Source organism: Pseudomonas sp. Irchel 3A5 (assembly GCF_900187575.1).
Lineage (GTDB): Bacteria > Pseudomonadota > Gammaproteobacteria > Pseudomonadales > Pseudomonadaceae > Aquipseudomonas > Aquipseudomonas folii.
Genome location: NZ_FYDU01000011.1, coordinates 61,214 through 85,239, shown reverse-complemented (window position 1 = coordinate 85,239; position 24,026 = coordinate 61,214). Strand labels below are relative to the sequence as shown.

Below are 24,026 nucleotides of genomic sequence, written 5' to 3'. Positions count from 1 at the left end.
ATATCGACCAAAAAACCAAAGGATGGAAAGGAATGTTCCTATGAAGGTGATACAAGCTGGGCTGTTTGCATCGTTGCTAGCGATTTGGTCTAACGTGACCGTTGGAAAGGAATCGCCGATCGAGGCCAGCGGTATACGCACAGACTTCGTGTGCACGCAGGATACGGGCCCCTCGGTCGTGCCTCAGGATTCAGATGCACAACGTTTATTCCTCTATGCACACCATCTTGAATACATGCGCGAGGGGGATTTCAACAGTGGGAGTCTCGATGAGTTCAACCGCATCAGTCGCTATTACCGTATCGCGTCCGCGTATGGAAACGCCGATGCGACCGAGGCATTGAGGTCCCTACAGTGGAAGTTGATCGATGACAGCTACGATGGTGTTGTCACTGAGCTTCGCCGCAATCGCCAGAAAGAGACCGAGCGCCTGGCAACGTTGCTCACACAGCAGTATCCGTCGAGAGGATACCTGCTCCAGGCCGCTATGTATGCCCAGGCATGGAATCTTACCGAGGCATTAACCCTGTATCGCAAGGCAGCGGACCTGGGCAATGCCCAGGCGCAGCACCGACTGGCCGAGTATCTCGACGTCAACTCGATCGCAATGTCCAAGGCATTCGGGGCGAAGGCCAAGGACATTGCGTTCGCCTTGCCGCTCTATCGCTGTGCCGCCCAGCAAGGACACGGTGGTGCGATGTACGAGCTTGCCATCAAACAAGCCAGAGACCGGCACTACGCCGAAGCGATGGCGGGATTCCAGCAAGCAGTAATGATGGGGGAAACTGCTGCTGCAGCCAGACTTGTGGATGCTTTTAACGAGAAAGCGAGCGGGCCTGAAACACTAGGAATGAAGAGTGACGCCGCGCGTTATGAAAGATACGAGAAGATCCGTATTTTCTTGATCGATGAGCAAAACTTCGACCCGCGCGTGCCCGAACTGAATCAAATTGTGCCGCTGCCTCCTGCAGCTTTGCCCGAATGGGACGGGACTTTTCAGTGGAAGAAAGAGCAGCTTGCACCGCACGAGGCTCCGTCGGAGACGTTAATGGCCAACATGGCAAAAGCCAAGGGGTTGGATCCGCAGACGGGACTACCGAAGGATAGCGCGGTGAAAGTGGAGTAGTTTCGGGGTGGGGGGAATCGCTTTGAAAATTTTGGGGCAGAGCACGTTTAGAACAAAGGTAGTCTGACCCCGATTTTCGCGCTGTAGCCGCCAGCCTGATTTACCCCGTAGCGGGTTTCAAGCCCACCCTCAGGGAGGCGGCAACGATGCAGATAGCGGCTGCTTTATTGGCGTTTTGCGAGTAAGAACTCAGCACTGACGTGAAAGATTGAGAGCTGTCCATAGCGTCTGTAGACGTAGACAGCTCACAGCTTTGGAAACTATTTAGTTTTTGTTCACGCAACGTCTCTCGGGTGAGGAGCGCTGTGGCTGAACTTCACAGCGTCTTCCATCTTGCATCGCGCCATTTCAATCAAGTGCACCACTGAAAATGCATGATCACGCTGACTGCCGCTCAGGCTGTCGGCGCTCTCGTAAGCCGTCGCCTTGGCGCAGCGAAGCAGCTCGTCTGTGTCATTGAGCAGTTGTTCAAGGGATTGGTGATTCGTCATGTCGAGCTCCTGGAGTAATGGAGCTGCCAGAGGCCTTCCTACGGGCTTTGGGTGGCAGCTGTGCGCAGGGTAGGAATACCGGAACTCTAGGAACCCGGCCACGCCGAAGCGTGCCCACGCACAGCCACCATGATTGACCGGGAAACGAACAGCGTTTTCCAGTCGCAACGGTTGGCATGTGCATACCTAGATAGTTCCGGGTTCCTACACCCAGGCCGCTGAATTTGCAGCGGCGGGAGGAAGGGTAGCGGGGTGGGGAGGGGCGGGCAAGGATAAGTTGGGCGGTGATGGGGAGGGACGGACAGACACCGAGCCTGGGTCGTGTTGCCTGCAGAGTTCAACAAGCCTCGAAATCACAAGGCAATATCTTCCCTCTGTAGTGGCACGTTGCTACAGTGCGCGCTTTATTTACTCCAGGAAGGAGATACCAATGAAAGGTTTGCAATTTTTGGCGCTAGCGGCAGTGGTCGCGCTCATGAGTGGTTGTGTTGTTCAGAGTTCCTACAGTAAGACTGTGGCAGTCACCAAGGACGCGCAGGGTAAAGTGATTCAAACCGTTGAAAGCGAAACAGTTGTTCAAGGGGCTCAAGGCTACCCAATGCGCCTGGAACTCATCAAAGGCGTCCAAGCCAACTGAAATATTAAAACTTGCTGAGAGCCCGCCGAATGCGGGCTCTTTGCTTGAGAGGGTATTGACTGCAAACACTCAGCTATTCGGCTGCGATGAGCGGTTTTTTTTGACTGGAGAAACGCCATGCCTACTGTTGATCCGCACGTCGAGATAATCTGAGGCAGATAAGATTGGAAATAATCACAGTAACTTTACCCCCCCTGGAAGCAGAGACACCCGCACGTGGCGGTCTTCTCGATGTTTCGCGTCGGCGGGGGATTTGAACCGCATCCATCCCCTGTTAACCGCGACTTTCAGGATACGAGCTGCCAATTTGCTGTCATTTCTCAATTGCACGCTTCTTTAGCAGCACCTTAGTCTCCACGACCTCTTCATAAAGGTCACAACTATCCCATACGGCGTTCAGTCCAGGCAAAGACCTCACCATTTGGCGGAGCGTCGCCATTGGATTTTTCTCCTGTTCGAGCTCTGGGCTTAGTCGGAAGGTAATCCGAGGAGGCAGATCAGTCCTCATCCACATGCTGACGTACCCGTCCCCATCGTACTGCCAAGATCCTGTTGTGACCGGGGTCAGTGCCGTACCTCCAAGGTCGGCACTATGTCTTGCAATTCTTCTAACTAAGCCGCACATTCTTCGGTAGCTTTGTTTATTAGAGGACCTGTATCTCAGTTCGTTAGACTTAGCAATATGGTCATTGAGGTCGGTGGCCTCAATAGGATATCTTCCTTCGCTTTCAATATAACTTTGAAGTCTAACAAGGTCTTCGGTGCTTTGCTTGTCGAGTCTGAAGTATATAGATTGAGCTATTTTTTGCAGATTGTGACCATATTCTTTGCTGCTGAGAGTTTTAAAAAGCTGCTCGCTGCACCCGTTTAGAGTTTTAGCTAGCCCGGCTTTCAAAAACATTTCTGCTGCGTAACCTAGCAGTAGCAAACTAGGTCCCAATAGCTGTCGGTCTCGATCAAGCAGCTGGCTTTCATTTGAAAGGGAATCGTCCCGTTTCCGAAGATAACGATTCAGAAGCCTTTGATTCGATGTCCAAGTGGCTCGAAGCGTTCTAGATGATGCAAGTAATGAGTAACCATTCCTTATCCACTCTTTAGAGTGAAAGACTCCCACACTACTATTTGTTATCAGCTTCAATGCTCGCGTCTGTTTTGACAAGGAGGCTCTCCCTTCTATCAGTTACCCATAGTCTTTCGGCTCTAATACCGTTGTCGAATCTGCGGCTGGCATCCGCCGGCCATGAACGCGAGCAATCATCGTCCAGTCAGTATGCCCTATTTGCTTTGGCATCAACATAGGATACTCTCCGGCAGAGAGCATATGGGTGAGTGTGCCGAGTCTGATATGGACCGCAATTCGAACACCCACCGTCTTCATGGCCTGAGCCCAGTTTTCGTACTGGCCCTCGTCAAGTATTGGGATAGTATTCTATGGCTTCTGATGTCCGCCCTCTCATTCACCTTCACTGGCGCAAATGTCGACCCGATTTTTCTCATATCATGAATTAACATTTCATAAACAGAGCTGAATGATTGAGTTTGGCCGTTTTCTGTTCGGGGCGAAAGGCAGAAACTGGACCAAGCTGTGTAAAACGTGCTGCTAATGACTTCTGGATCTGCGAATCGGTCATGTCGCGCAAAGACCCACTTACTTTTAACGAAAAGGACAGGTATGAGTTTTTCTGAATGGATATCGATATTGGCTTTGGCTATTTCTTTCTCTGCACTTTATTTTACCTTTAAAAAAGATGCCCATCGTATCAGGTTGAGTTTGAACAAAGGGCCATATGGGACATCGGATTTTATTTCTATAAATAATGATAGCTCATTTCCAGTGTTCATTTCATCCGTAGGTCATCTTCCTCTCAATGGGGCGATTGAGTGGATAAGTAAAATTTGCGATGGGAAAATCAATAAAAGTTTTGAATTTCCTGTTAGGGTAGATCCAAGATCCACATATCAGGGGGTATTTTTGGGGGGGTACCCTCATAAATCAGAGATGTATTCTTACTGTGTTCAGTTGGACTGCGGAAGAACTTTTGTGGTGTCAAATACAATTCCCCGTAAAGCTTATATCAAGCTAAAACTATTGTCCTTGTTATCCTGGTTAAGCTCTGGCCGATTTGGCTTTGAAAAAAATGATGTACATATTTCTAAATATAAGTAAATTCTCGGACTTTGTTCTCCTTGGGGGCACTACAGCTTTTTTTGCTATGCGCACCTTAGCGATAGTGTCTGCTTCACAGCTATGTGACGGGTGGCAATTGGCCTGCCTCTGATAACTGCGATGGGCTGGGGTCGGCCAATTATTGTTAAAATAGTAGAAGCCCTGCCTTGCCTGAGCCAAAATGAGGTCGTCGGCTAGGTGAATTCGGTTGCGCGAATTATTAGGGAATACAAAAAAACGGAATTGAAAACTGCCGCTTTTATATTTTTTCAACTAATGCCGACAGGCCATTGATAGATTTTCTAAGATCCAAGGGGTTGGGATAGAGATAGATTTTTGACTTGGGTGTCGGGTGCCAGCACCGGAAAGAATAGGGAACATTGCACTTGGAAGCAGCTGAGTACTTTGAATGTTGTATTAAAGGCGTGGGTGCGATAGTTCGCTAGTGCAGGCTTAAATCAGTTGCCACTTGCGTAGAGGCAACTGATCAGTTTTATAATGGTTTCTTAGGGAACTGTAAAACTTTTTGATGACCGCTTGCTGGAGCAGAACTACCGATTCTAGAGTTAGTGTTGGAGGTTCGAAGCTTAAGATCCAGCACTCTGTCTTTGCTGCTTGTTGAAAAATAATTCTTAGGTAAGTTACATAGCCGCTCAAGTCTGGCGCAGGGTAGACCTAATTCGTTTCGCAGCTGGTCCTTTGAAAGTATTTTATTTTCCACAAGCATTTGCACGCTCCGTGAAAGAAGTTTTGGTTGTTCAAAAGGGATTGAGTCGTCTAGTGGTTCCGATTTAACCCATCCGCGAGCGGACCTGGCTTTCCAAAGTCTTGTACCTGCGTCAGGGGAGACAAGCTCTAGATCAATACACCTTTTTATCATTGAGGCAATTGATACATTCCAACGTGGTTTCATTGAGTGAAAAGTATCCAGCGTCGCATAGCTGACTTCGTAACTAAAGCTCTCAGCAGGCATTAAAAACGCGCTAGCAAAACGGTGAGCCTGTTTCTCGATTAGGTCATAGTGACTCAAGTATTGCTCACTGGAAATTTTGCTGTGTAGTACGATGTGTCCGAGTTCATGAGCCGCGTCAAATCGATTCCGGACGGGTGCAGCTTTATCTGCAGCAAGGAGTACATAAGGGCGGTTATCAACTAACGACCATTTCGAAATCCCGTCCATTTTTACATATCCAATCTCGTCCCTTGCTACAACCACCCCTGATTTCTCAAGCGTATGCACGACGTCTTTTATCGGCCCATCTCCAAGACGCCATTTCTTTCGAAAGTCAGTAGCCAGCCGCTCAATCTCAGAATCATCGATCAAACGTGCGTCATCACCTTCGAAAAGTGGGATATCGACAGGTGGAAATTCTAAAGCCTCCTGAAGCTTATATGATATTTCCTCAAGCCAGTTCAGGCGGACTCGTCCTATTTCCCAAGACGACTTATGAGTACTTACTTGGCTTCTGTAAAAGCTGGGATTGGTTTTATGGCCTTGAACAGGAGTTTCCAGTAACCAATTTTCCGTTGTAGAAAATATCTCACAGATGCGGTTGAAACTCTGAGCTGATGGGCAGCTGTCGCCTTTTTCCCACTTGGAAATATTGCCAGCCGCGCACTCCAGCTTTTCAGCTAGTTCAGTCTGCGTCATGTCAGCAGAGAGGCGGAGCTGTTTCAGGCGTTCAGGTCTAAAACCTTGAATACCTATGCGCATGATACACGTACCTCATTTAAAGCTATTGGTCATCTTCTGAGTCGGTTTTTTCTTCTTCACTCCGCATCCGAATACGGAGCTTTGGCCATACAGACTCATCAGACTCATGATCAGCTTCGTCTTCGTAGCTCAGCAGAAGTTCCTGAACCGTGCACCATAAATGGAACTTGTCTAGATTGTTGGCATAAGGCACTGCGATCATTAGCACTTGGGGTTTTGATTGGTCCAGCGTGCTTTTCGTAGCGGGTGACAAAGGAGCGATGATGAGGTTCAGGCTGTCCGTGGGCAGTTTACCAAGAAGATCCTGTCCTTCGAACAAGTCTGGATTTCTCTGTAGGTGCTCTAGATAAGCATTAAGTCTCGAATTCTTCAGCCGACCTTTCGAGGGGCGTATCTTCTTCCGCCACGGTACAACTGATGCGGTAATAAGTGTACTACCTGCCTTAAGCAGGGCAAATTGCTCCCCGTTGTGGGATGCGGAGACACAGCTTCCTTGCCAGGAGCTCTGACCTATCAAGACATCCTGCAAGAAGAAGTTTCGGTCTTGCGCGAGCTTTCGGTGTGTTGGAAGGTTCCGAAGGCCTTTGCTCTGCTCGAAAGCCCGTTCGTATGCCAAGTGGATGGCGTCCACGAGCTCTTCAACCTGACCCTTCGAGGCCTCGGTCCTTAAGAAACGTAAAATATCTTTTTGAAGCGACATTAAATTCCCCTGCTATCGATCTTCTTAAAGCGGAATTTATCATCAATATTCTTCTTTTAGAAGAGGTGTTTTCAATCTCCTGAAGCTAGCAAGACGTTCACTGTGAACCAGCGGTAGGGCAGACACTTGAGAAAAAGGTCGGTTTCCAGGCACAAAAAAAGACGCCCTAAGGCGTCTTCTTCTTAATTTGGTGGAGCCGGGGGGATTTGAACCCCCGTCCGCCAGTACTCCGCTGTCGGTCCTACATGCTTAGCCGTGTCTATTAAGTTAACCCTCAGCGACCCGACGGGCAGGGTGCTTTGGGCGAGCTGTGTAAGTTTTAGCCGATTCGTCCACAGCGTACTGCACGGCGATTCTGTTCTATATGACAATCACTTCGGGTTTACAGACATCCCCTAATGATTGCTGGAGCCGAAGCTACCAGAAGTGCGGGCTAGGCTGCTTACGCAGCTAGTTGAGCACCGTAGTTATCGTCATTGGCAACTATAGAAAGTTGCAACAGTGGATTTACGACTTCTGTTACCAAGTCGGCATGCACCTAAAGTTTCATCACCGGCGTCGAATCCTAATCGGCCCCAGGTGACTGCTTTCGCAGTCAGGCCGCGGAGTGTACTCCAATGAGCTCCTCGCGTCGACCTTCTGTCGCAGCCTGGTTTCGGCCAGCCATCAGGCTGGCCGTTGCGGGGCTTTACTTGTTGCCTTCGTTACCAGAGCCGGTATTTTTCAGGCTGGTAATGGCTTGAGTAGTGAGCTCGATGCATTTCTTGTCGTCGCCAGCCTTTTGGGCGGCCACTGCTTCTTTTTCGGTTTTTTCCAAAGACATCTTGGTATCGGCGGCCAGGTTGGTGCCCGACGAAACCTGCGCATTCTGCAGGGTTTTCAGGTTGGCACCACAAAGGTCATCGGCGGCGAACGCCGGGGAACCCAACAGGGCAGCGGTGAGGAACAATCCAGTGAGTGCTGTGCGCTTCATTGTGTATCTCCTTTTATCGCCTGTGGACTCGGTATGGCCGGTCGATGAGGCCCGTCGCCGAGGTCTGTGAGTAAGCCCGGCTCAGATTGGCGGGCTTACTAGACTGACTGTGCGCAAACGCAGGGGTTCTATTTAATTTACAGTCTCATGTGAAAAAGCCATATTTCGCGATATAGGCACCAAAATGGGGCGATTGCCGCTGCTGTGTCGTGATCAGCCGATTTTCGCCTGTGTGACGCGATCTACCAGATAGACCAGCCCGTGGTAGTCGATGCCACCATGTTGCGACAGGCCAATCTCGCAGGTGCGGCTGGTGGAGATGCCTTCGCTGCAGTGCTGGACCACGTCTTTAAGCGTGCGCAGTGCGTGAGCGTTTAGCTCCGGGGTGGTGAAGCCTTTATCCCCCGCAAAGCCACAGCAATGAATGCCTTCCGGGATGACCACATTGATGCTGCACAGGCGCGCCAGCTCTATCAGCGCCTGGCTTTCGCCCAGATGCTGCGTGCTGCAGGTGACGTGTACGGCGATGGGTTCTTGCTGGGGTGTGAAGGTCAGTTTGTCGAGCAGGTGGGTGCGGATGAAACGTACGGGATCGTAGAGATCCAGCCGGGTGTCTTTGAGGTTTTCCATCAGGCGCAAGGTGCAGGGGCTGGTATCGCAGTAGATCGGATCGAGGCCGCCGCGACTGGCTTTGCTGAGTGCAGCCAGCAGTTGCTGACGCTTGTCGTCCGCCTGTTTGTTGTAACCTTTTGAGGCAAAAGGCTGGCCGCAGCACAGGTTGTCCTGATCGTCGGGGAACACCACTTGGTAGCCGGCTTTTTCCAGCAGGCCACGGGTTTTGTCCATCAGCGACATTTGTTCTTTATCACCCGCAGCAGGGCCCATGACTCGCGACACACAGGCGGCCAGATAGACCACGCGTGGCCGTTGATCCTCACTGGGTGGATTGAAACGAATCGCTTGTTCGGGCTGCGGCATGGCGGGGGACCACTGGGGCACGCGCCCGGCAGACGCTTTGCTCAATGCAGCGGATATTTTTGCCAGCCGTGGCGCACCCAGCAGCATGCGCGCGCCATTGGCGGCGTGCAGGGTAAAGCGTGCACCTTGCAGCATGGTCTTGAAGTGACTGGCCATCCAGCCTGCGGCCTGTGGGTGACTGGCCTCTTGGCTGCGCAGCTTTTTGATCAGCTCGCCGGTGTTGATGCCCACCGGGCAGCGTTGAGCGCACAGGCCGGTGGCGGCGCAGGTTTCGATGCCTTGATAGTGGTAGGCCTTTTCCAGTTCGTCGGTGTTGATGCCCGCACGTTTACGCGCCTGAATGTCGCGCCAGATGACGATGCGCTGCCGTGGGCTGAGGGTCAGGCCTTTGGAAGGGCACACGGGTTCGCAGAAACCGCATTCGATGCATTTATCGATGATCTCGTCAGCGGCGGGCAGTGGTTTCAGGTGCTTGAGGTGGATCTGTGGATCGGTGCTCAGCACCACGTCAGGGTTGAGAATGCCGTTGGGGTCGAGCAGCCGTTTGAGTTGCCACATCAATTGATAAGCGTCGTGGCCCCATTCCAGTTCGACGAAGGGCGCCATGTTGCGCCCGGTGCCATGTTCGGCCTTGAGCGAGCCGCCGAATTCCACCGCCACCAGTTGCGCGACGTCTTCCATGAACGCCTGATAGCGGGCCACTTCCTCCGGGTTGTTGAAGCCCTGGGTGAAGACGAAGTGCAGATTACCTTCCAGCGCATGGCCGAACAGAATGGCTTCGTCGTAGTGGTGTTTGTCGAACAGCGCGATGAGGCGACGCACGCCGACGGCTAGTTGTTCGACGGGGAAGGTCACGTCTTCGATGATCACCGTGGTCCCGGTTTGCCGGACTGCGCCGACGGCGGGGAAGGTGTCTTTGCGGATGGCCCACAGACGAGCGTTTTCCAGTGGGTCTTCGGTGAAGTCGACCTGTTTCTCCACCGGAAAAGACGCCAGCGAGGCCATGATCTGCGCCAGCTGTTCATGCAGTAAAGGGCGCGGCGCGGCGCGGGCCTCGATCAGCAGCGCGCAGGCATTTGCTGACAGTTCACGTACGAAAGCGGGCATGCCGGGTTTGTCCTGCACCGAGCGCATGCTGCGTCGGTCGAGCAGTTCGACGGCGGCCACGGGTTGGCTTTTCAGGACGGTGACGGCGTTGCAGCAGGTCTCCACGTCCGGGAAGACGATCAATGCAGAGGCTTTATTGGGATGGTCGACGACGGTGTCGTAGGTCACTGCGCTGATAAAGCCCAGCGTGCCCTCGGAACCGACCAATAGGTGGCTGAGGATATCCAGCGGTTCATCGAAATCCACCAGGGCGTTGAGTGACAGGCCAGTAGTATTTTTCAGACGATATTTGTGGCGAATCTTTGCGGCCAGTTCGGTGTTGGCTCGGGTTTCACGGCCCAGTCTGGCCAGCTGTTCCAGCAAGTCGGCATGGCTGGTGCGAAAGGCTGCGACGCTGTTCGGGTCTTCGGTGTCGATGCGTGTACCGTCGGCCAGTATCACGCGGATACCTGCGAGGGTGTGGTAAGTATTTTGCGCCGTGCCACAACACATGCCGCTAGCGTTATTGGCGACAATGCCGCCGATTTTGCAGGCGTTGATGGACGCCGGGTCCGGGCCGATCTTGCGACCATAGGGTGCGAGCCAGTTGTTGGCTTGCGCACCGATCACACCCGGTTGCAGGCGGATTTGCGTGCCGTTGTCGCGCACTTCGCGGCCGTTCCAGTTGTCGCCCAATACCAATAGCACTGAATCGCTGATGGCTTGGCCCGAGAGGCTGGTGCCCGCGGCGCGAAAGGTCACCGGGACGTTTTCGCGATGGGCCAGTTTGAGTAAGGCGATCATTTCATCTTCGGATTCAACGCGGATCACCAGCTTGGGAATCAACCGGTAGAAACTCGCGTCGGTGCCGAAGGCCAATGTCGAAAGCGGATCGTCGAAGCGGCGATTGGCGGGGATCAGGCGGTGGGCTTCGGTCAGGAAGGAGGCAGGGAGGCTCATGCGGTCTTCCTCAGGCAGTCAGGGGCTCAGGTTTTCAGGAGTATCGACGTCGCGGCATCTGGCGTGCCGCGTACGTTGTGATGCATGAGTTCAGACGCCCAATTCACGGACAAGGGAATCGCGGGAAATTTCGCTGATGGATTTGGCTCCGGTCAGCACCATGGCCACGCGCATTTCTTTTTCAAACAGGTCGAGCAGGTTCTTTACGCCAGCCTCGCCGTGGGTGGCCAAGGCATAAATGAACGCGCGGCCGATGAGCACGGCGTCGGCACCGAGGGCGATCATGCGCACTACGTCCAGCCCGCTGCGAATGCCGGAGTCAGCGAGGATTTTCAGGTCGCCTTTCACGGCGTCGGCGATGGCCGGAAGGGCGCGAGCACTGGACAGCACGCCGTCGAGCTGGCGGCCGCCGTGGTTGGACACGATGATGCCGTCAGCGCCGAATTTCACAGCGTCGCGGGCGTCTTCCGGGTCAAGAATGCCCTTGATCAGCATCGGGCCGTCCCAGGTGTCGCGGATCCATTCCAGATCCTTCCAGGAAATGGACGGATCGAAGTTGTTGCCCAGCCAGCCAATATAGTCGGCAAGGCCGGTCGGGTTACCACGGTAGGTCGAGATGTTGCCCAGGTCGTGGGGGCGGCCGTTGACACCGACATCCCACGCCCATTGAGGATGGGTCATAGCTTGCAGTACGCGGCGCATCGGGCCGTTCGCGCCGCTCATGCCGTGATGGGCGTCACGGTAGCGCGCGCCCGGCACCGGCATGTCCACGGTGAACACCAGCGTTTTGACCCCGGCGGCTTTGGCGCGCTCCAGGGCGTTGCGCATGAAGCCGCGGTCCTTGAGCACGTAGAGTTGAAACCAGATGGGGCGGTCAATGGCCGGTGCGACTTCTTCAATCGGGCAGACGGACACCGTGGACAAGGTGAACGGAATACCTTTGCTGGCGGCTGCGCGTGCTGCCTGAACCTCGCCCCGGCGGGCGTACATGCCGCACAGACCGATGGGCGCCAAGGCCATGGGCATGCTCATGGTTTCGCCGAACAGTGAGGTTTCAAGGCTCAGCTCGGACATGTTTTTCAGCACGCGCTGACGCAAGGCAATGCTGGCAATGTCCGAGACGTTGTGGCGCAAAGTGTGTTCGGCGTAAGCGCCGCCGTCAGCGTAGTGAAACAGGAACGGCGGCAGCTTGCGTTGCGCTGCTGCGCGGTAGTCAGTGGAAGCGGAAATAATCATGGGCTCTCACAACTCGAGTGGGTGGGCAGCCGGGCGCGCTCACTGCGCCCGGCGCTTGTTTCATCAGTGCACCAGCATGCCGGTGAACCAGTACGCCTGGGCGTAGGTCATGCAGCCGATGATGGTGGCGAAGAAAATGCTGTGCTTGAGGGTGAAGCGGAACAGGTCCGATTCCTTGCCCACCAGCCCGGTTGCGGCGCAGGCAACGGCGATGGATTGCGGGGAAATCATCTTGCCCGTCACGCCGCCGGTCGAGTTGGCCGCGACCATCAGCACATCACTGACGCCCACCTGATGCGCGGTGGTCGCTTGCAGTGAGCCAAACAACGCGTTGGACGAGGTATCCGAACCGGTCAGGAACACGCCCAGCCAACCCAGGAATGGCGAGAAGAACGGGAAGGCTGCGCCGGTGCCCGCCAGGACCAAGGCGAGAGTCGAGGACATGCCCGAGTAGTTCATGACAAAGGCAAAGGCCAGCACCATGCCGATGGACACGATGGCCCAGCGCAATTCTTTCAGGGTTTCTTTGAACGTTGTCAGACCGGTGCTCGGGGTAATTCGCAACACGATCATTGCGAGGATGGCGGAGAACAGAATCGCCGTACCCGATGCCGCGATCAGATCGAACTTGTACACCGCAGGCATCGCTGTCGCGTTGGCGACGATGGGCGCGGTTTTCATCACCAGTTGGTCGAGATACGGAATCGGGATGTTCATCGTCCACGCCTGCATGGCGCCACCTGCCAGAAACATCGCCTTGAAGGGCTTCAGCGTCCAGATGGTGACCATCACGGTGAGAATCAGAAACGGTGACCACGCCTTGAAGATCTGGCCCATGGTGTAGGGCGATTTAACCGAGGAGCGCGGCTGATTGAAACTGCCAGGGTTGCCCATGACCGCTGCGCCGCCCGAACTGCTGACCACGGTTTCCCCGGTTTTTTTCGGCTGCCAGACTTTAAGGAAGAAGGTCAGGGCGACCATGCTCACCAGTGCCGAGGTGATGTCCGGCAGTTCCGGGCCTATGTAGTTGGAGGTCAGGTATTGGGTGATCCCGAAGCTCAAGCCTGCCACCAATGCGGCGGGCCAGGTTTCTTTGACGCCTTTGACGCCGTCCATCATGAACATCAGCCAGAACGGCACGAACACCGACAGGAACGGCAATTGCCGACCCGCCATGGCGCCAATCTTGAATGGGTCGATCCCAGACACCTGGCCCGCCACAATCACCGGAATCCCCAAGGCACCGAACGCAACCGGTGCGGTATTGGCAATCAGGCACAGCCCCGCCGCATAAAGCGGGTTGAGGCCGAGGCCGACCAGCAGGGCGGCGGTAATTGCCACGGGAGCGCCGAAGCCTGCCGCACCTTCCAGAAAGGCCCCGAAACAGAACGCGATCAACAGCACTTGCAGGCGCTGGTCATCGGTAATGGACATGACCGAGCTGCGGATGATTTCGAACTGACCGCTTTTGACGGTCAGTTTGTAGAGGAAAACCGCAGCCACGATGATCCAGGCGATGGGCCACAGCCCGTACGCAAACCCATATCCAGCGGCCGCGAGCGCCATGCCAGCCGGCATCTGGAACGCGAAGATCGCAACCAGCACCGATAACGCCAGCGTAATACTGCCAGCGATGTGCCCTTTGAGCCTGAAGACGGCCAATGCCAGAAAGAAAAACACGATGGGTATGAGTGCAGCGGCGGCCGAAAGGCCAAGACTGCCCAAGGGTGTGTAGAGCTGTTGCCAGGTTTGCATATGGGAGGCCCCTAATTGTTTTTGGATAGGCCCGGTATTCCGTGTCTTACGTGCGAGGCTTCGGTCTGGCGCCCAGGGTGGCGGACGTCTTGCCGATGCTGACGAACGAATCGCACAGCTCACCAGTTCAAGCCCTTCGTCATCCCGAAAGGTACTTGCAGCGCAGTAGAGAGTAGCCGCTGACGCTGGCATTGGATAATTGGTAATACCAATTTACAATGTCTGATCGCTAGCGTAGAAGCCTTGGTATTGATGTGTCAATTTGCCGTGGGACGACTTTCGTAGCAGGCCCTGTGAAATCCACTGTTGATACGGTTTCTTAGGCGCTATCTGGCGGGTGCTTGAAGGGCTGCAATCAGCCAGAATACGCGGGCCCGGCAGCATGATCGGGGAAGTGGAGAAAGTGATGGGCTTTGATCAGGTGCGTCAGCGCCGTTTGTCTGACGATATTGTCGAGCAGCTTGAACGAATGATTCTTGAGGGCACGCTTAAATCGGGTGGTCGTCTGCCAGCCGAGCGCGCCCTTGCCGAGCAATTTGGTGTTTCCCGACCTTCCTTGCGTGAAGCGATCCAGAAACTGACCGCCAAGGGCTTGTTGATCAGCCGTCAGGGCGGCGGCAATTATGTGGTGGAGAACATCGGGTCCACCTTCAGCGATCCGCTGCTGCATCTGCTGGAAAGCAGCCCGGATGCGCAGCGCGACTTGCTTGAGTTTCGCCACACACTTGAGGCGTCCTGTGCCTATTACGCCGCCATGCGCGCCACGGATGTGGATCGCGAGCGTTTGCGGGTAGCGTTCGACACGTTGCAGGATTGTTATGGGCGTGAGGGGGAAGTCAGTCGAGCGGAGGAGGGCGCGGCGGATGCCAGCTTTCACATGGCCATTGCTGAAGCCAGTCATAACGCGATTTTGCTGCACACCATCCGAGGGCTATTCGATCTGCTCAAGCGCAATGTGGTGACTAACATAGGCGGGATGTACAAACAGCGCAGCGAAACCCGCGACATGCTGATCAGTCAGCACCGGGAGTTATACACCGCCATTATTGAAGGTCGCGCGGACGATGCCCGCGATATTTCCAGTCGCCATTTGCTTTATGTGCAGGAAGTGCTGGAAGAAGTGCGGCTGCAGGTGCAGCGCACGGCTCGGGCTGAGCGGCGTAATGGGATGTGATGAGATAGAACTGTAGGGCGGTTAGTCTGTGCTGTCCCGTCTGCCGTGGGACCGGCTTTAGCCGGGAAGAGGCCGTTACAGTCACTAAAAATGTGTCGTCAGAAATGCCGCCTTCCCGGCTAAAGCCGGTCCCACGTCGAGGGGCCCTATTTGCAGGCAGACATTAGGGCGCGCCTGAAAATAGAGCCTCGCAGAGTAATGAATCAGGCGCTAAGCCTAATCATCCTTACCCTTGGTACGCACGGCACGCTGCAGTTCGCGATCGGAATCACGTTCACGCTCGGTGTGGCGCTTGTCGTATTCCTTTTTACCTTTACCCAGAGCAATTTCGCACTTGATCAAGTGCTGCTTCCAGTAAAGGGAAAGCGCTACGCAGGCATAGCCTTTCTGCTGTACAGACGACGTCAGCTTTTCAAGCTCTCGCTGGTTCAGCAGCAGTTTACGGGTGCGTGTCGGGTCAGCGATGACGTGGGTGCTGGCGGTCGTCAACGGCGAGATATGGCTACCCATCAGCCAGGCCTCACCGTCTTTGAGCAGCACATAACTGTCGACCAGCTGTACCTTGTTGGCACGCAGACTTTTTACTTCCCAACCAGCCAGGACCAGACCGGCCTCGAACTTGTGTTCGATGAAGTAATCGTGACGCGCCTTTTTATTTTGCGCGATGGTCCCTGTAGGGTGTTTCTTGAGCTTAGCCATAGGCGACGCATTATAGGGACTCGCCGCGATGTCGGCTATGGGGAAGCGCATGCTTGAGCACGATGATTTAATCCCGGACAATGTGCCCGCTCAGGCGGCGTGTTTCGGGTCCTGAAGCAAAGGTGACTAATATTTCATTCGAACCGATGCTGGCTCGCCAGGTCGATTTGTTCATCACGCTGTTCACCACGGTGACGTGTGTTCGCAGTATCCGCAGGTTGGGTGACGGGCCTTGGCGCTCCTTGCTTTGACGTTTTTTTGATGCGCTATGTGGCGCCGTTCGGCATTCTTGTTGTATCTGCCGCGCAGCTTTGGAATTGACGCTGACATGACTACGCATATTCAACGTTCCGCTCTTTTGCCCTATCCGGCCAAGGCTCTCTATGACCTGGTCAACGATGTGGAGCGCTATTCGGAATTCTTGCCCTGGTGCTCCGCCTCTAAAGTGCTGGAGGCGAGCGAGGAGCACATGCGTGCCAGCCTGGAGATCGCCAAAGGCGGCCTGAGCCAGCATTTTGTTACGAAAAACACACTGGTGCCGGGGCAGTCCATCATCATGGATCTGGTTGAAGGGCCGTTCGAGCAGTTGCATGGCGTCTGGACGTTCAAGGCGCTGGGCGAGAAAGCCTGCAAGATCAGTCTCGATCTGTCCTTCGATTACGCAGGCCCAATCGTTCGCGCCACGCTTGGACCTTTGTTCAATCAAGCGGCTAATACGTTGGTGGATGCGTTCTGTCAGCGAGCGAAAGAGCTGCATGCCTGAGACGATGATCACCGTTGAGCTGGTGCACGCCGGTGTGGACCGGCAACTGCTGCGTGCTGTTGAAGTTCCTGCAGGGGCGACTGTTCAACAGGCACTGCTGCTCTCCGGCGTCGGTGGCGAGTTTCCCGAGCTGGATCTCGAGCATTGCCCGGTTGGCATCTTCGGTAAAGTTGTCAGCCATGAGCGTGTGCTGGAGCATGGCGACCGGATCGAGATCTATCGTCCGCTGCTGGCTGATCCAAAGGAGGTTCGGCGCTTGCGAGCCGCCAAGGCCGCCAAGGCTCGGCAGGCGAGCGAACGTTAGGCCCATCGTTTCAGCGAATCACAGACAGCAAAAAGCCCGGCATGCCGGGCTTTTTTGTGCCTGCAGTTTTGCTTACTGCGGCGACACATCCAGTGGTTCCTGAGTCGGAACTGGGACTGTCTCGACTTTGTCGACGTCCTTCTGGATCTGATCAAGCAGCGAGCCTGGCTTGGCAGGTTCTTCTTTCGGCTGCTCTGGCGTGGCCGTGGAATTACCGTCATTGCCGAGAATGGCTTCATCACGGCTCACGCCAGGCATGAAGTCACCCGACAGGCTGACCAATTGGTCGTTGCCGTTGAAGATCAGCGAAACACGCTCTTGCTGACGTTCACCGCCACCAGGCTGCAAGCTGTACAGGTAATCCCAGCGGTCGGCATGGAAAGTGTCGGTCAGCAGAGGGTTGCCCATGATAAACCGTACTTGCCGTCGGGTCATTCCCGGCCTTAACTGGTCTATCATGTCCTGCGTGACGACATTGCCTTGCTGGATGTCGATTTTGTAAACCCCGGGGAATGAACAACCGGCGAGTGCGAGCAGTCCCACAAGGGTGAAACTGGTTAGCAGGAGCTTGGTGTTTTGCATCGGTGGGCGACTTCCACTATCTTGGCTGGGACAACGTAAACCCCGATCATACCTGCATTAAGAGAAGCTGCGAAGCAGCGTCTGCGAGAAAGCTGACCATGGTTGAAAATAGCGAACTACGAAAAGCCGGACTTAAAGTGACCCTGCCACGGGTCAAAATACTACAGATGCTCGATTCCGCCGAGCAGCGCCACATGAGTGCCGAGGATGTTTACAAGGCTCTGATGGAAGCTAGCGAGGACGTCGGACTGGCCACGGTTTACCGTGTCCTGACCCAATTCGAAGCTGCCGGATTAGTGGTTCGCCACAATTTCGACGGTGGACATGCGGTATTCGAACTGGCTGACGGAGGCCACCACGACCATATGGTCAACGTGGAATCCGGAGAAGTGATCGAGTTCTTCGACGAAGAAATCGAAAAGCTTCAGAAGGCGATTGTCGAGCGGCACGGTTTCGATTTGGTGGATCACAATTTGGTGCTGTACGTGCGCAATAAAAAGGCTTAAATCCTTTTTGACGCAACAGCAAAGGCGACCTTAGGGTCGCCTTTGTGCGTTTTGGAGAACCTGACGACGTGGGACCGGCTTTAGCAGGGAAGACGGTATTTCTGACGATGCACATGCAGCGGCTGGTCAGGCCTCTTCCCGGCTGAAGCCGGTCCCACGTCATGAATAAGCGTCATCAGCTCTTCGCTGTCACCACCATCTTCTTCGCATGGGCCAGGGACTCTTTCGTCAGGTCGATACCGCCCAGCATCCTCGCGACTTCTTCTATACGTTCATTCTTGCTCAGTTTTGATACAGCGGTGCGCGTGGCCTCGCTGTCGCGGACTTTGTGAACGAACAGATGCTGATGCCCTTGTGCTGCGACTTGCGGCAGGTGCGTCACGGTCATGACCTGCCCGCGATCACCCAGACGACGCAGTAGCTGGCCGACGATTTCGGCCGTGGGGCCGCCGATCCCGACATCCACTTCGTCGAATACCAGCGTCGGTACTCGGGATGTTTGCGCAGTGATCACCTGAATCGCCAGGCTGATCCGTGACAGCTCACCGCCCGATGCCACTTTTGCCAGCGCTTTGAGCGGCTGGCCCGGGTTGGCGCTGACCAGCAGCTCTACCTGTTCAAGCCCGTTGGGCAGCAATTCTTTCTCGGGGTTGGCCTTCAGCTCGATGCTGAACCGCCCACCCGGCATCCCGAGGCGCTGGATTTCATGTTCCACGGCAGCTGCCAGTTCCGGCGCTGCGCGATGGCGCAGGTCGCTCAGTTCCCGTGCCTTCTCTTTATAGTGGCGTGCGAACGACGACAATTCATTTTCCAGTCGCTCAATCGCTTCGTCGTTGGCATTCAGTGTTTCGATTTCGTCCAGCAGCTTCTGTTGAAGCGTCGCGACTTCAGTCGGCTGGATACGGTGCTTGCGCGCCAGGGTATAGATCGCGTCGAGACGCTCTTCGAGTTGCTGCAGACGGGCAGGGTCGGCGTCGAAATGATCGAGGAAGCGGTTGAGCTCACCCACGGCTTCTTCCACCTGAATCTGAGCACTGGACAGCAGATTGGTGGCTTCGCTCAGGGCGGTCGGTGAGTCGTTGACGCTGCCCAGGCGATGCAGGCTGGCAGTTAGTGCATTCAGTACGTTGCCGGAATCGTTTTCGCTGCACTGTTCTACAACCTGACGGCAAATGCTCAGCAGGCTTTCGGCATTGGTCAGGGTTTTCTGTTCTTGCTCAAGTTGCTCCAGCTCGTTTTCGCCCAGGCTGAGGCTTTCCAGTTCTTCGAGCTGATAACTCAGCAACTGATGGCGGGCGCGTTGCTCGTCGCCGGAGTTGGAGAGCCTGTCCAGTTCCTGACGGGTCTGGCGCCAGCGCTGGGCGGCGAGTTGTACCTGACGGGCCAGATCAGTCGCGCCCGCGTATTCATCCAGCAGGCGGCGATGGGTGTCGGTCTTTAGCAGCGACTGATGCTCGTGCTGGCTGTGAATGTCGATCAGCAGTTCGCCCAGTGCCTTCAAGTCACCTTGGGGGCAGGGCGTGCCATTGATATAGGAGCGAGAGCGACCTTCGGCCGTAATAACCCGGCGCAGGATGCACGGGCCGTCATTGTCCAGGTCGCGCTCCTTGAGCCAGGTCTGCGCTTCAGGAATGTCGACCAGATCGAATGTCGCGAGGATGTCTGCCTTATCGGCGCCGGGACGAACCACGCCGCTATCGGCTCTGTCGCCCAGGGTCAGGCCAAGGGCATCGAGCATGATCGATTTGCCTGCCCCGGTCTCACCGGTGATTACGCTCATGCCACGGTCCAGCTCGAGATCGAGATGTTCAACGATGGCGTAGTTATGTACGGAAAGGTGCACCAGCATGGAGTGGCTCCCAGGCGATAAGTCTGGTTATTTATACAGTGTTTTATTTGTCGATGACAATGCCCGGATTTAGCTCGATTCGTTCGGCTACACGCTTTTTTTAGTCCATTTGGCGATTTGTTCAAGCGCGATAAGGACTTGGCTTTGGCCGGAAGGTTTGTGAGGACTTTTGTCGATTCGCTGAAATCTGCTCTTGAAGCTGAAAATTCCGCTCCCATATAGGTGGGCAGAAGCGCGATTTGAGCTCGCGGACGTACTTGAAAGGAGAAATCTATGGCTGACGAACAGAATCTGGATGCGCAGACCCAGGACCAGGCTGCCGAAGCAGTCTCCGGTGATGAATTGGTAACCCGCGTGCAAGTGCTCGAAGAGCAACTGGCCGCGGCACAGGACCAGTCCCTGCGTGTGGCTGCGGATTTGCAGAACGTCCGCCGCCGTGCAGAACAGGATGTAGAAAAGGCTCACAAGTTTGCGCTTGAGAAGTTTGCGAGTGACTTGTTGCCGATCGTGGACAGCCTTGAGCGTGGTCTGGACTTGTCCAATCCGGACGATGAAAGCATTCGTCCAATGCGCGAAGGTATCGAGCTGACGCTGAAAATGTTTAGCGACACGCTCAAGCGTTACCACCTCGAAGCGATTGATCCGCATGGCCAGCCATTCAATGCCGAGCATCATCAGGCAATGGCCATGCAGGAAAGCGCCGATGTTGAACCAAACAGTGTTTTGAAAGTGTTCCAGAAGGGCTACCAGCTCAATGGTCGTCTGCTGCGCCCGGCTATGGTCGTGGTCAGCAAGGCACCATCGCCTGTTCAGCCATCAATTGATGAGCAGGCTTGAAATCAGCTGTCTGGCCCCCATTTATAGGCCAAGCGTTTAAGAGCTACCGCAATTTGTAAACGCAGTTGCGGCAACCAAATTCAAAATTTCGGGAGATTCACAGATGGGCAGAATTATCGGTATTGACCTGGGGACCACCAACTCTTGCGTCTCCATTCTGGAAAACGGCAGCGTCAAGGTTCTGGAGAACGCCGAAGGCGCTCGTACCACGCCTTCGATCATTGCTTATGCCAACGACGGCGAAATCCTCGTCGGTCAGTCGGCCAAGCGTCAGGCAGTGACCAATCCGCACAATACTCTGTACGCGGTAAAGCGTCTGATCGGTCGTAAGTTCGAAGAAGAAGTCGTACAGAAAGACATTCAGATGGTCCCTTACAAAATCGCCAAAGCTGACAATGGCGATGCGTGGGTTGAAGTCAACGGCAAGAAAATGTCGCCTCCTCAGATTTCTGCTGAAATCCTGAAGAAGATGAAGAAAACCGCTGAAGACTATCTGGGCGAAGCAGTGACCGAGGCGGTGATCACCGTTCCGGCTTACTTCAACGACAGTCAGCGTCAGGCGACCAAAGACGCCGGTCGTATTGCTGGTCTGGACGTAAAACGTATCATCAACGAACCGACCGCAGCCGCTCTGGCTTACGGTATGGACAAAGCGAAGGGCGACCACACTGTCATCGTTTATGACTTGGGTGGCGGTACTTTCGACGTTTCGGTCATCGAAATTGCTGAAGTTGATGGCGAGCACCAGTTCGAAGTGCTGGCAACCAACGGTGACACGTTCCTGGGTGGTGAAGACTTCGACATTCGTCTGATCGACTACCTCGTTGACGAATTCAAGAAAGAAAGCGGCATGAACCTCAAGGGTGACCCGCTGGCCATGCAGCGTCTGAAAGAAGCCGCTGAGAAAGCCAAAATCGAGCTGTCTTCGAGCAATTCGACCGACGTTAACCTGCCGTACATCACTGCAGACGCGACCGGTCCAAAGCACTTGAACGTGAAAATCTCGCGCGCCAAGCTGGAATCGCTGGTTGAAGACCTGGTTCAGCGCACCATCGAACCTTGCCGTATCGCGTTGAAAGATTCCGGTATCGATATCAGCGCAATCAACGACGTGATTCTGGTCGGTGGCCAGACTCGTATGCCGTTGGTACAGCAGAAAGTTACCGAGTTCTTCGGCAAAGAAGCTCGTAAAGACGTTAACCCGGACGAAGCAGTTGCCATGGGTGCCGCTATCCAGGGCGCAGTATTGGCCGGTGATGTCAAAGACGTTCTGCTGCTGGACGTTAGCCCGCTGACCCTGGGTATCGAAACTATGGGCGGCGTAATGACCGCGCTGATCGACAAGAACACCACGATTCCTACCAAGAAATCGCAAGTGTTCTCGACTGCCGACGACAACCAGAACGCCGTGACCATTCACGTGCTGCAAGGTGAGCGTAAGCAGGCTGGTCAGAACAAGTCTCTGGGCAAGTTCGACCTGGCTGAGATTCCACCAGCACCACGTGGCGTTCCACAGATCGAAGTGACCTTCGACATCGACGCCAACGGCATCCTGCACGTAGGCGCCAAAGACAAGGCGACCGGCAAGCAGCAGTCGATCGTGATCAAGGCTAACTCAGGTCTGTCTGACGAAGAAATTCAGCAAATGATCCGTGACGCTGAAGCCAACACCGAAGAAGACCGCAAGTTCGAAGAGCTGGCGACCGCGCGTAACCAGGGCGACGCACTGGTGCACTCGACTCGCAAAATGATCTCCGATGCTGGCGACAAAGTGACCGCTGAAGAGAAGACGGCGATCGAAGCTGCGCTGGTTGCTCTTGAAACCGCTATCAAAGGCGATGACAAAGCTGCCATCGACGCCAAAGTTGAAGAGCTGTCCAAGGTTTCTGCGCCAGTGGCTCAGAAAATGTACGCCGAGCAGGCAGAGCAACCGGAAGCCGGTGCTCAGGCTGCGAAGGAAGAAGCCAAGCCTGCTGACGACGTTGTCGATGCAGAGTTTGAAGAAGTTAAAGAAAACAAGTAAGCGCAGGCTCACTTGCAAGCCAGTTGACCGTTTTCGGGCGGTCGCTGGTAGGATGTCGCCGCGCGGGAGCTTGCTCCCGCGTTGGCGTGTCTGGAACAGACGAATTTTTTTGGCCTGCTGTATTTACCGCAGGCCGCTGTGGCAAGGTCGTCATGCTCCTGCATGCGGCTTGTTCTGCCGCTTTCCCGGTCAGCCTGACCGGTGAAATGAAGACCAGGATCGTTGAATTGACGTGAGTTGGGTCCGGGCCTGTATGGGGCTCAACGAGTTTGGCGAAGCTCAGGAGGGTTTTGCCGGACGTCCTCAAGAGTGCGGAAGAATTTATGGCTAAGCGTGACTATTACGAAGTATTGGGGGTGGAGCGAGGCTCCAGCGAGGCTGATCTGAAGAAAGCTTATCGCCGTCTGGCGATGAAGCATCACCCTGATCGCAATCCTGACGATAAAGCGTCGGAAGAACTCTTCAAGGAGGCCAACGAGGCCTACGAAGTTCTGTCTGATGCCAGCAAGCGCGCGGCTTACGACCAATATGGTCATGCTGGCGTCGACCCAAGCATGGGTGGCGGCGGTTTCGGCGGTGGCGGGGCTGGTGGTGCGAACTTCTCCGACATTTTCGGCGATGTATTCAGCGACTTCTTTGGTGGTGGCCGCGGTGGTGGCGGTGGTCGTGGCGGCGCTCAGCGTGGCAGCGATCTGCGTTACACCCTCGAGCTGAATCTTGAAGAGGCTGTGCGCGGCACCTCGGTCAATATCCGGGTTCCGACGCTGGTCAACTGCAAGCCATGTGACGGTTCGGGTGCCAAGAAAGGCTCCTCGCCGGTGACGTGCCCAACCTGTGGCGGTATTGGCCAGGTTCGCATGCAGCAAGGGTTCTTCTCGGTGCAGCAAACCTGCCCGCGTTGCCATGGGAACGGCAAGATCATTTCCGATCCGTGCGATTCCTGCCATGGCGAAGGCCGTGTCGAAGAGTACAAGACCCTCGCTGTGAAAGTGCCGCCTGGGGTTGATACCGGTGATCGCATTCGTCTTTCCGGCGAAGGTGAAGCAGGTACGCAAGGTGGGCCTACGGGCGACCTGTACGTGGTGATCAATGTGCGCGAGCACGCGATCTTCCAGCGTGACGGTAAGCATCTGTTCTGCGAAGTGCCAATCAGCTTCACCGATGCCGCACTGGGCGGTGAGCTGGAAGTGCCAACGCTGGATGGCCGCGTCAAACTGAAGATTCCTGAGGGTACCCAGACCGGCAAGCAGTTCCGCTTGCGTGGTAAAGGTGTGGCTCCGGTACGTGGCGGCGGTGCGGGTGACTTGATGTGCCGTGTAGCTGTCGAGACTCCGGTCAATCTGGGTCGTCGTCAGCGTGAACTGCTCGAAGAGTTCCGCTCAACGCTTGAAGGCGACAGCTCTCACTCCCCGAAAGCCACTGGCTGGTTTGACGGCGTGAAGCGTTTCTTCGGCGATTTGTAACGG

Annotated in this window: 21 protein-coding genes and 1 other RNA gene; 10 read left to right on the top strand and 12 right to left on the bottom strand. The window is 55.0% G+C overall.

All coding sequences use genetic code 11. From position 1 onward, the window contains the following. Positions 1-40: 40 nt before the first annotated feature. Positions 41-1,126 carry a DUF6396 domain-containing protein gene (locus tag CKW31_RS18805; RefSeq protein ID WP_095098365.1) on the top strand — a complete coding sequence of 362 codons (1,086 nt, stop codon included), beginning with the start codon at positions 41-43 and terminating at the stop codon, positions 1,124-1,126. A 275-nt stretch (positions 1,127-1,401) separates the two neighbouring features. On the opposite strand, the gene CKW31_RS18800 is transcribed toward CKW31_RS18805, so the two are convergent. Then, a complete protein-coding gene (locus tag CKW31_RS18800; RefSeq protein WP_095098363.1) occupies positions 1,402-1,617 on the bottom strand; it encodes a DUF6124 family protein in 216 nt (71 codons plus the stop codon). A gap of 430 nt (positions 1,618-2,047) precedes the next feature. Between CKW31_RS18800 and CKW31_RS18795 the strand changes: the two genes are divergently transcribed. Continuing rightward, positions 2,048-2,254 (top strand): hypothetical protein, encoded by a 207-nt coding sequence (locus tag CKW31_RS18795; RefSeq protein WP_095098361.1) that lies wholly within the window; start codon positions 2,048-2,050, stop codon positions 2,252-2,254. 313 nt (positions 2,255-2,567) lie between these two features. On the opposite strand, the gene CKW31_RS18790 is transcribed toward CKW31_RS18795, so the two are convergent. Next, a complete protein-coding gene (locus CKW31_RS18790) occupies positions 2,568-3,155 on the bottom strand; it encodes a hypothetical protein (RefSeq protein ID WP_095098359.1) in 588 nt (195 codons plus the stop codon). A gap of 771 nt (positions 3,156-3,926) precedes the next feature. Here CKW31_RS18790 and CKW31_RS29630 point away from each other — a divergent pair. Continuing rightward, positions 3,927-4,421 (top strand): hypothetical protein, encoded by a 495-nt coding sequence (locus CKW31_RS29630; RefSeq protein ID WP_141230166.1) that lies wholly within the window; start codon positions 3,927-3,929, stop codon positions 4,419-4,421. Between the two features lie 493 nt (positions 4,422-4,914). Here CKW31_RS29630 and CKW31_RS18780 read toward each other — a convergent pair whose 3' ends face one another. The 7 genes from CKW31_RS18780 to CKW31_RS18750 all read right to left on the bottom strand — a co-directional run bounded on the left by CKW31_RS18780 (position 4,915) and on the right by CKW31_RS18750 (position 13,823). Continuing rightward, complete coding sequence (locus tag CKW31_RS18780) at positions 4,915-6,135, bottom strand: ImmA/IrrE family metallo-endopeptidase (protein ID WP_095098357.1); 1,221 nt, start codon at positions 6,133-6,135, stop codon at positions 4,915-4,917. 22 nt (positions 6,136-6,157) lie between these two features. After that, positions 6,158-6,835: a hypothetical protein gene (locus CKW31_RS18775; RefSeq protein WP_095098354.1), complete on the bottom strand. Its 678-nt coding sequence runs from the start codon at positions 6,833-6,835 to the stop codon at positions 6,158-6,160. 188 nt (positions 6,836-7,023) lie between these two features. Continuing rightward, positions 7,024-7,412, bottom strand: a transfer-messenger RNA (tmRNA) gene (gene ssrA / locus CKW31_RS18770). Between the two features lie 111 nt (positions 7,413-7,523). Then, the gene (locus CKW31_RS18765; RefSeq protein WP_095098351.1) at positions 7,524-7,808 is read right to left on the bottom strand and encodes a hypothetical protein; all 285 of its coding nucleotides are present in this window, start codon (positions 7,806-7,808) and stop codon (positions 7,524-7,526) included. Between the two features lie 213 nt (positions 7,809-8,021). Next, positions 8,022-10,832 (bottom strand): FAD-binding and (Fe-S)-binding domain-containing protein, encoded by a 2,811-nt coding sequence (locus CKW31_RS18760; RefSeq protein ID WP_095098348.1) that lies wholly within the window; start codon positions 10,830-10,832, stop codon positions 8,022-8,024. 90 nt (positions 10,833-10,922) lie between these two features. Next, the gene (lldD, locus tag CKW31_RS18755; protein WP_095098345.1) at positions 10,923-12,068 is read right to left on the bottom strand and encodes an FMN-dependent L-lactate dehydrogenase LldD; all 1,146 of its coding nucleotides are present in this window, start codon (positions 12,066-12,068) and stop codon (positions 10,923-10,925) included. A gap of 63 nt (positions 12,069-12,131) precedes the next feature. Next, positions 12,132-13,823, bottom strand: a complete 1,692-nt coding sequence (locus CKW31_RS18750) for a lactate permease LctP family transporter (RefSeq protein WP_095098342.1) — start codon at positions 13,821-13,823, stop codon at positions 12,132-12,134. Between the two features lie 406 nt (positions 13,824-14,229). Between CKW31_RS18750 and CKW31_RS18745 the strand changes: the two genes are divergently transcribed. Next, the gene (locus CKW31_RS18745) at positions 14,230-14,997 is read left to right on the top strand and encodes a GntR family transcriptional regulator (protein WP_095098339.1); all 768 of its coding nucleotides are present in this window, start codon (positions 14,230-14,232) and stop codon (positions 14,995-14,997) included. Between the two features lie 216 nt (positions 14,998-15,213). Here the strand turns inward: CKW31_RS18745 and smpB are convergent, their stop codons facing one another. Then, the gene (smpB, locus tag CKW31_RS18740) at positions 15,214-15,696 is read right to left on the bottom strand and encodes an SsrA-binding protein SmpB (protein ID WP_027901440.1); all 483 of its coding nucleotides are present in this window, start codon (positions 15,694-15,696) and stop codon (positions 15,214-15,216) included. A gap of 328 nt (positions 15,697-16,024) precedes the next feature. Here smpB and CKW31_RS18735 point away from each other — a divergent pair, with 328 nt between their 5' ends. Then, complete coding sequence (locus CKW31_RS18735; RefSeq protein WP_095098659.1) at positions 16,025-16,459, top strand: type II toxin-antitoxin system RatA family toxin; 435 nt, start codon at positions 16,025-16,027, stop codon at positions 16,457-16,459. Next, complete coding sequence (locus CKW31_RS18730; protein WP_095098336.1) at positions 16,452-16,763, top strand: RnfH family protein; 312 nt, start codon at positions 16,452-16,454, stop codon at positions 16,761-16,763. The genes CKW31_RS18735 and CKW31_RS18730 overlap by 8 nt, the downstream gene beginning before the upstream one ends. 72 nt (positions 16,764-16,835) lie before the next feature. Here CKW31_RS18730 and CKW31_RS18725 read toward each other — a convergent pair whose 3' ends face one another. Further along, positions 16,836-17,345 (bottom strand): outer membrane protein assembly factor BamE, encoded by a 510-nt coding sequence (locus tag CKW31_RS18725; RefSeq protein ID WP_095098333.1) that lies wholly within the window; start codon positions 17,343-17,345, stop codon positions 16,836-16,838. A gap of 98 nt (positions 17,346-17,443) precedes the next feature. Here CKW31_RS18725 and fur point away from each other — a divergent pair, with 98 nt between their 5' ends. Then, entirely contained in the window at positions 17,444-17,851 is a 408-nt protein-coding gene (gene fur, locus CKW31_RS18720) for a ferric iron uptake transcriptional regulator (protein ID WP_002555142.1), read from the top strand. Between the two features lie 175 nt (positions 17,852-18,026). Here the strand turns inward: fur and recN are convergent, their stop codons facing one another. After that, positions 18,027-19,700: a DNA repair protein RecN gene (recN, locus tag CKW31_RS18715; protein ID WP_095098330.1), complete on the bottom strand. Its 1,674-nt coding sequence runs from the start codon at positions 19,698-19,700 to the stop codon at positions 18,027-18,029. Between the two features lie 273 nt (positions 19,701-19,973). On the opposite strand from recN, the gene grpE reads away from it, so the two are divergent. The 3 genes from grpE (at position 19,974) to dnaJ (ending at position 24,023) form a co-directional block, all read left to right on the top strand. Then, the gene (gene grpE, locus CKW31_RS18710; protein ID WP_095098326.1) at positions 19,974-20,537 is read left to right on the top strand and encodes a nucleotide exchange factor GrpE; all 564 of its coding nucleotides are present in this window, start codon (positions 19,974-19,976) and stop codon (positions 20,535-20,537) included. 103 nt (positions 20,538-20,640) lie between these two features. Then, on the top strand, positions 20,641-22,560 hold the full coding sequence (gene dnaK, locus CKW31_RS18705; RefSeq protein WP_095098324.1) for a molecular chaperone DnaK: 1,920 nt from the start codon (positions 20,641-20,643) through the stop codon (positions 22,558-22,560). Between the two features lie 323 nt (positions 22,561-22,883). Beyond that, positions 22,884-24,023: a molecular chaperone DnaJ gene (dnaJ, locus tag CKW31_RS18700; RefSeq protein ID WP_027900311.1), complete on the top strand. Its 1,140-nt coding sequence runs from the start codon at positions 22,884-22,886 to the stop codon at positions 24,021-24,023. Positions 24,024-24,026: the final 3 nt, after the last annotated feature.

Excerpts from the sequence above, each read along its gene's own strand:
- CKW31_RS18805 (WP_095098365.1), top strand. The coding sequence starts at position 41 with ATGAAGGTGATACAAGCTGGGCTGTTTGCATCGTTGCTAGCGATTTGG.
- CKW31_RS18800 (WP_095098363.1), bottom strand. The coding sequence starts at position 1,617 with ATGACGAATCACCAATCCCTTGAACAACTGCTCAATGACACAGACGAG.
- CKW31_RS18795 (WP_095098361.1), top strand. The coding sequence starts at position 2,048 with ATGAAAGGTTTGCAATTTTTGGCGCTAGCGGCAGTGGTCGCGCTCATG.
- CKW31_RS18790 (WP_095098359.1), bottom strand. The coding sequence starts at position 3,155 with ATGTTTTTGAAAGCCGGGCTAGCTAAAACTCTAAACGGGTGCAGCGAG.
- CKW31_RS29630 (WP_141230166.1), top strand. The coding sequence starts at position 3,927 with ATGAGTTTTTCTGAATGGATATCGATATTGGCTTTGGCTATTTCTTTC.
- CKW31_RS18780 (WP_095098357.1), bottom strand. The coding sequence starts at position 6,135 with ATGCGCATAGGTATTCAAGGTTTTAGACCTGAACGCCTGAAACAGCTC.
- CKW31_RS18775 (WP_095098354.1), bottom strand. The coding sequence starts at position 6,835 with ATGTCGCTTCAAAAAGATATTTTACGTTTCTTAAGGACCGAGGCCTCG.
- CKW31_RS18765 (WP_095098351.1), bottom strand. The coding sequence starts at position 7,808 with ATGAAGCGCACAGCACTCACTGGATTGTTCCTCACCGCTGCCCTGTTG.
- CKW31_RS18760 (WP_095098348.1), bottom strand. The coding sequence starts at position 10,832 with ATGAGCCTCCCTGCCTCCTTCCTGACCGAAGCCCACCGCCTGATCCCC.
- lldD (WP_095098345.1), bottom strand. The coding sequence starts at position 12,068 with ATGATTATTTCCGCTTCCACTGACTACCGCGCAGCAGCGCAACGCAAG.
- CKW31_RS18750 (WP_095098342.1), bottom strand. The coding sequence starts at position 13,823 with ATGCAAACCTGGCAACAGCTCTACACACCCTTGGGCAGTCTTGGCCTT.
- CKW31_RS18745 (WP_095098339.1), top strand. The coding sequence starts at position 14,230 with ATGGGCTTTGATCAGGTGCGTCAGCGCCGTTTGTCTGACGATATTGTC.
- smpB (WP_027901440.1), bottom strand. The coding sequence starts at position 15,696 with ATGGCTAAGCTCAAGAAACACCCTACAGGGACCATCGCGCAAAATAAA.
- CKW31_RS18735 (WP_095098659.1), top strand. The coding sequence starts at position 16,025 with ATGACTACGCATATTCAACGTTCCGCTCTTTTGCCCTATCCGGCCAAG.
- CKW31_RS18730 (WP_095098336.1), top strand. The coding sequence starts at position 16,452 with ATGCCTGAGACGATGATCACCGTTGAGCTGGTGCACGCCGGTGTGGAC.
- CKW31_RS18725 (WP_095098333.1), bottom strand. The coding sequence starts at position 17,345 with ATGCAAAACACCAAGCTCCTGCTAACCAGTTTCACCCTTGTGGGACTG.
- fur (WP_002555142.1), top strand. The coding sequence starts at position 17,444 with ATGGTTGAAAATAGCGAACTACGAAAAGCCGGACTTAAAGTGACCCTG.
- recN (WP_095098330.1), bottom strand. The coding sequence starts at position 19,700 with ATGCTGGTGCACCTTTCCGTACATAACTACGCCATCGTTGAACATCTC.
- grpE (WP_095098326.1), top strand. The coding sequence starts at position 19,974 with ATGGCTGACGAACAGAATCTGGATGCGCAGACCCAGGACCAGGCTGCC.
- dnaK (WP_095098324.1), top strand. The coding sequence starts at position 20,641 with ATGGGCAGAATTATCGGTATTGACCTGGGGACCACCAACTCTTGCGTC.
- dnaJ (WP_027900311.1), top strand. The coding sequence starts at position 22,884 with ATGGCTAAGCGTGACTATTACGAAGTATTGGGGGTGGAGCGAGGCTCC.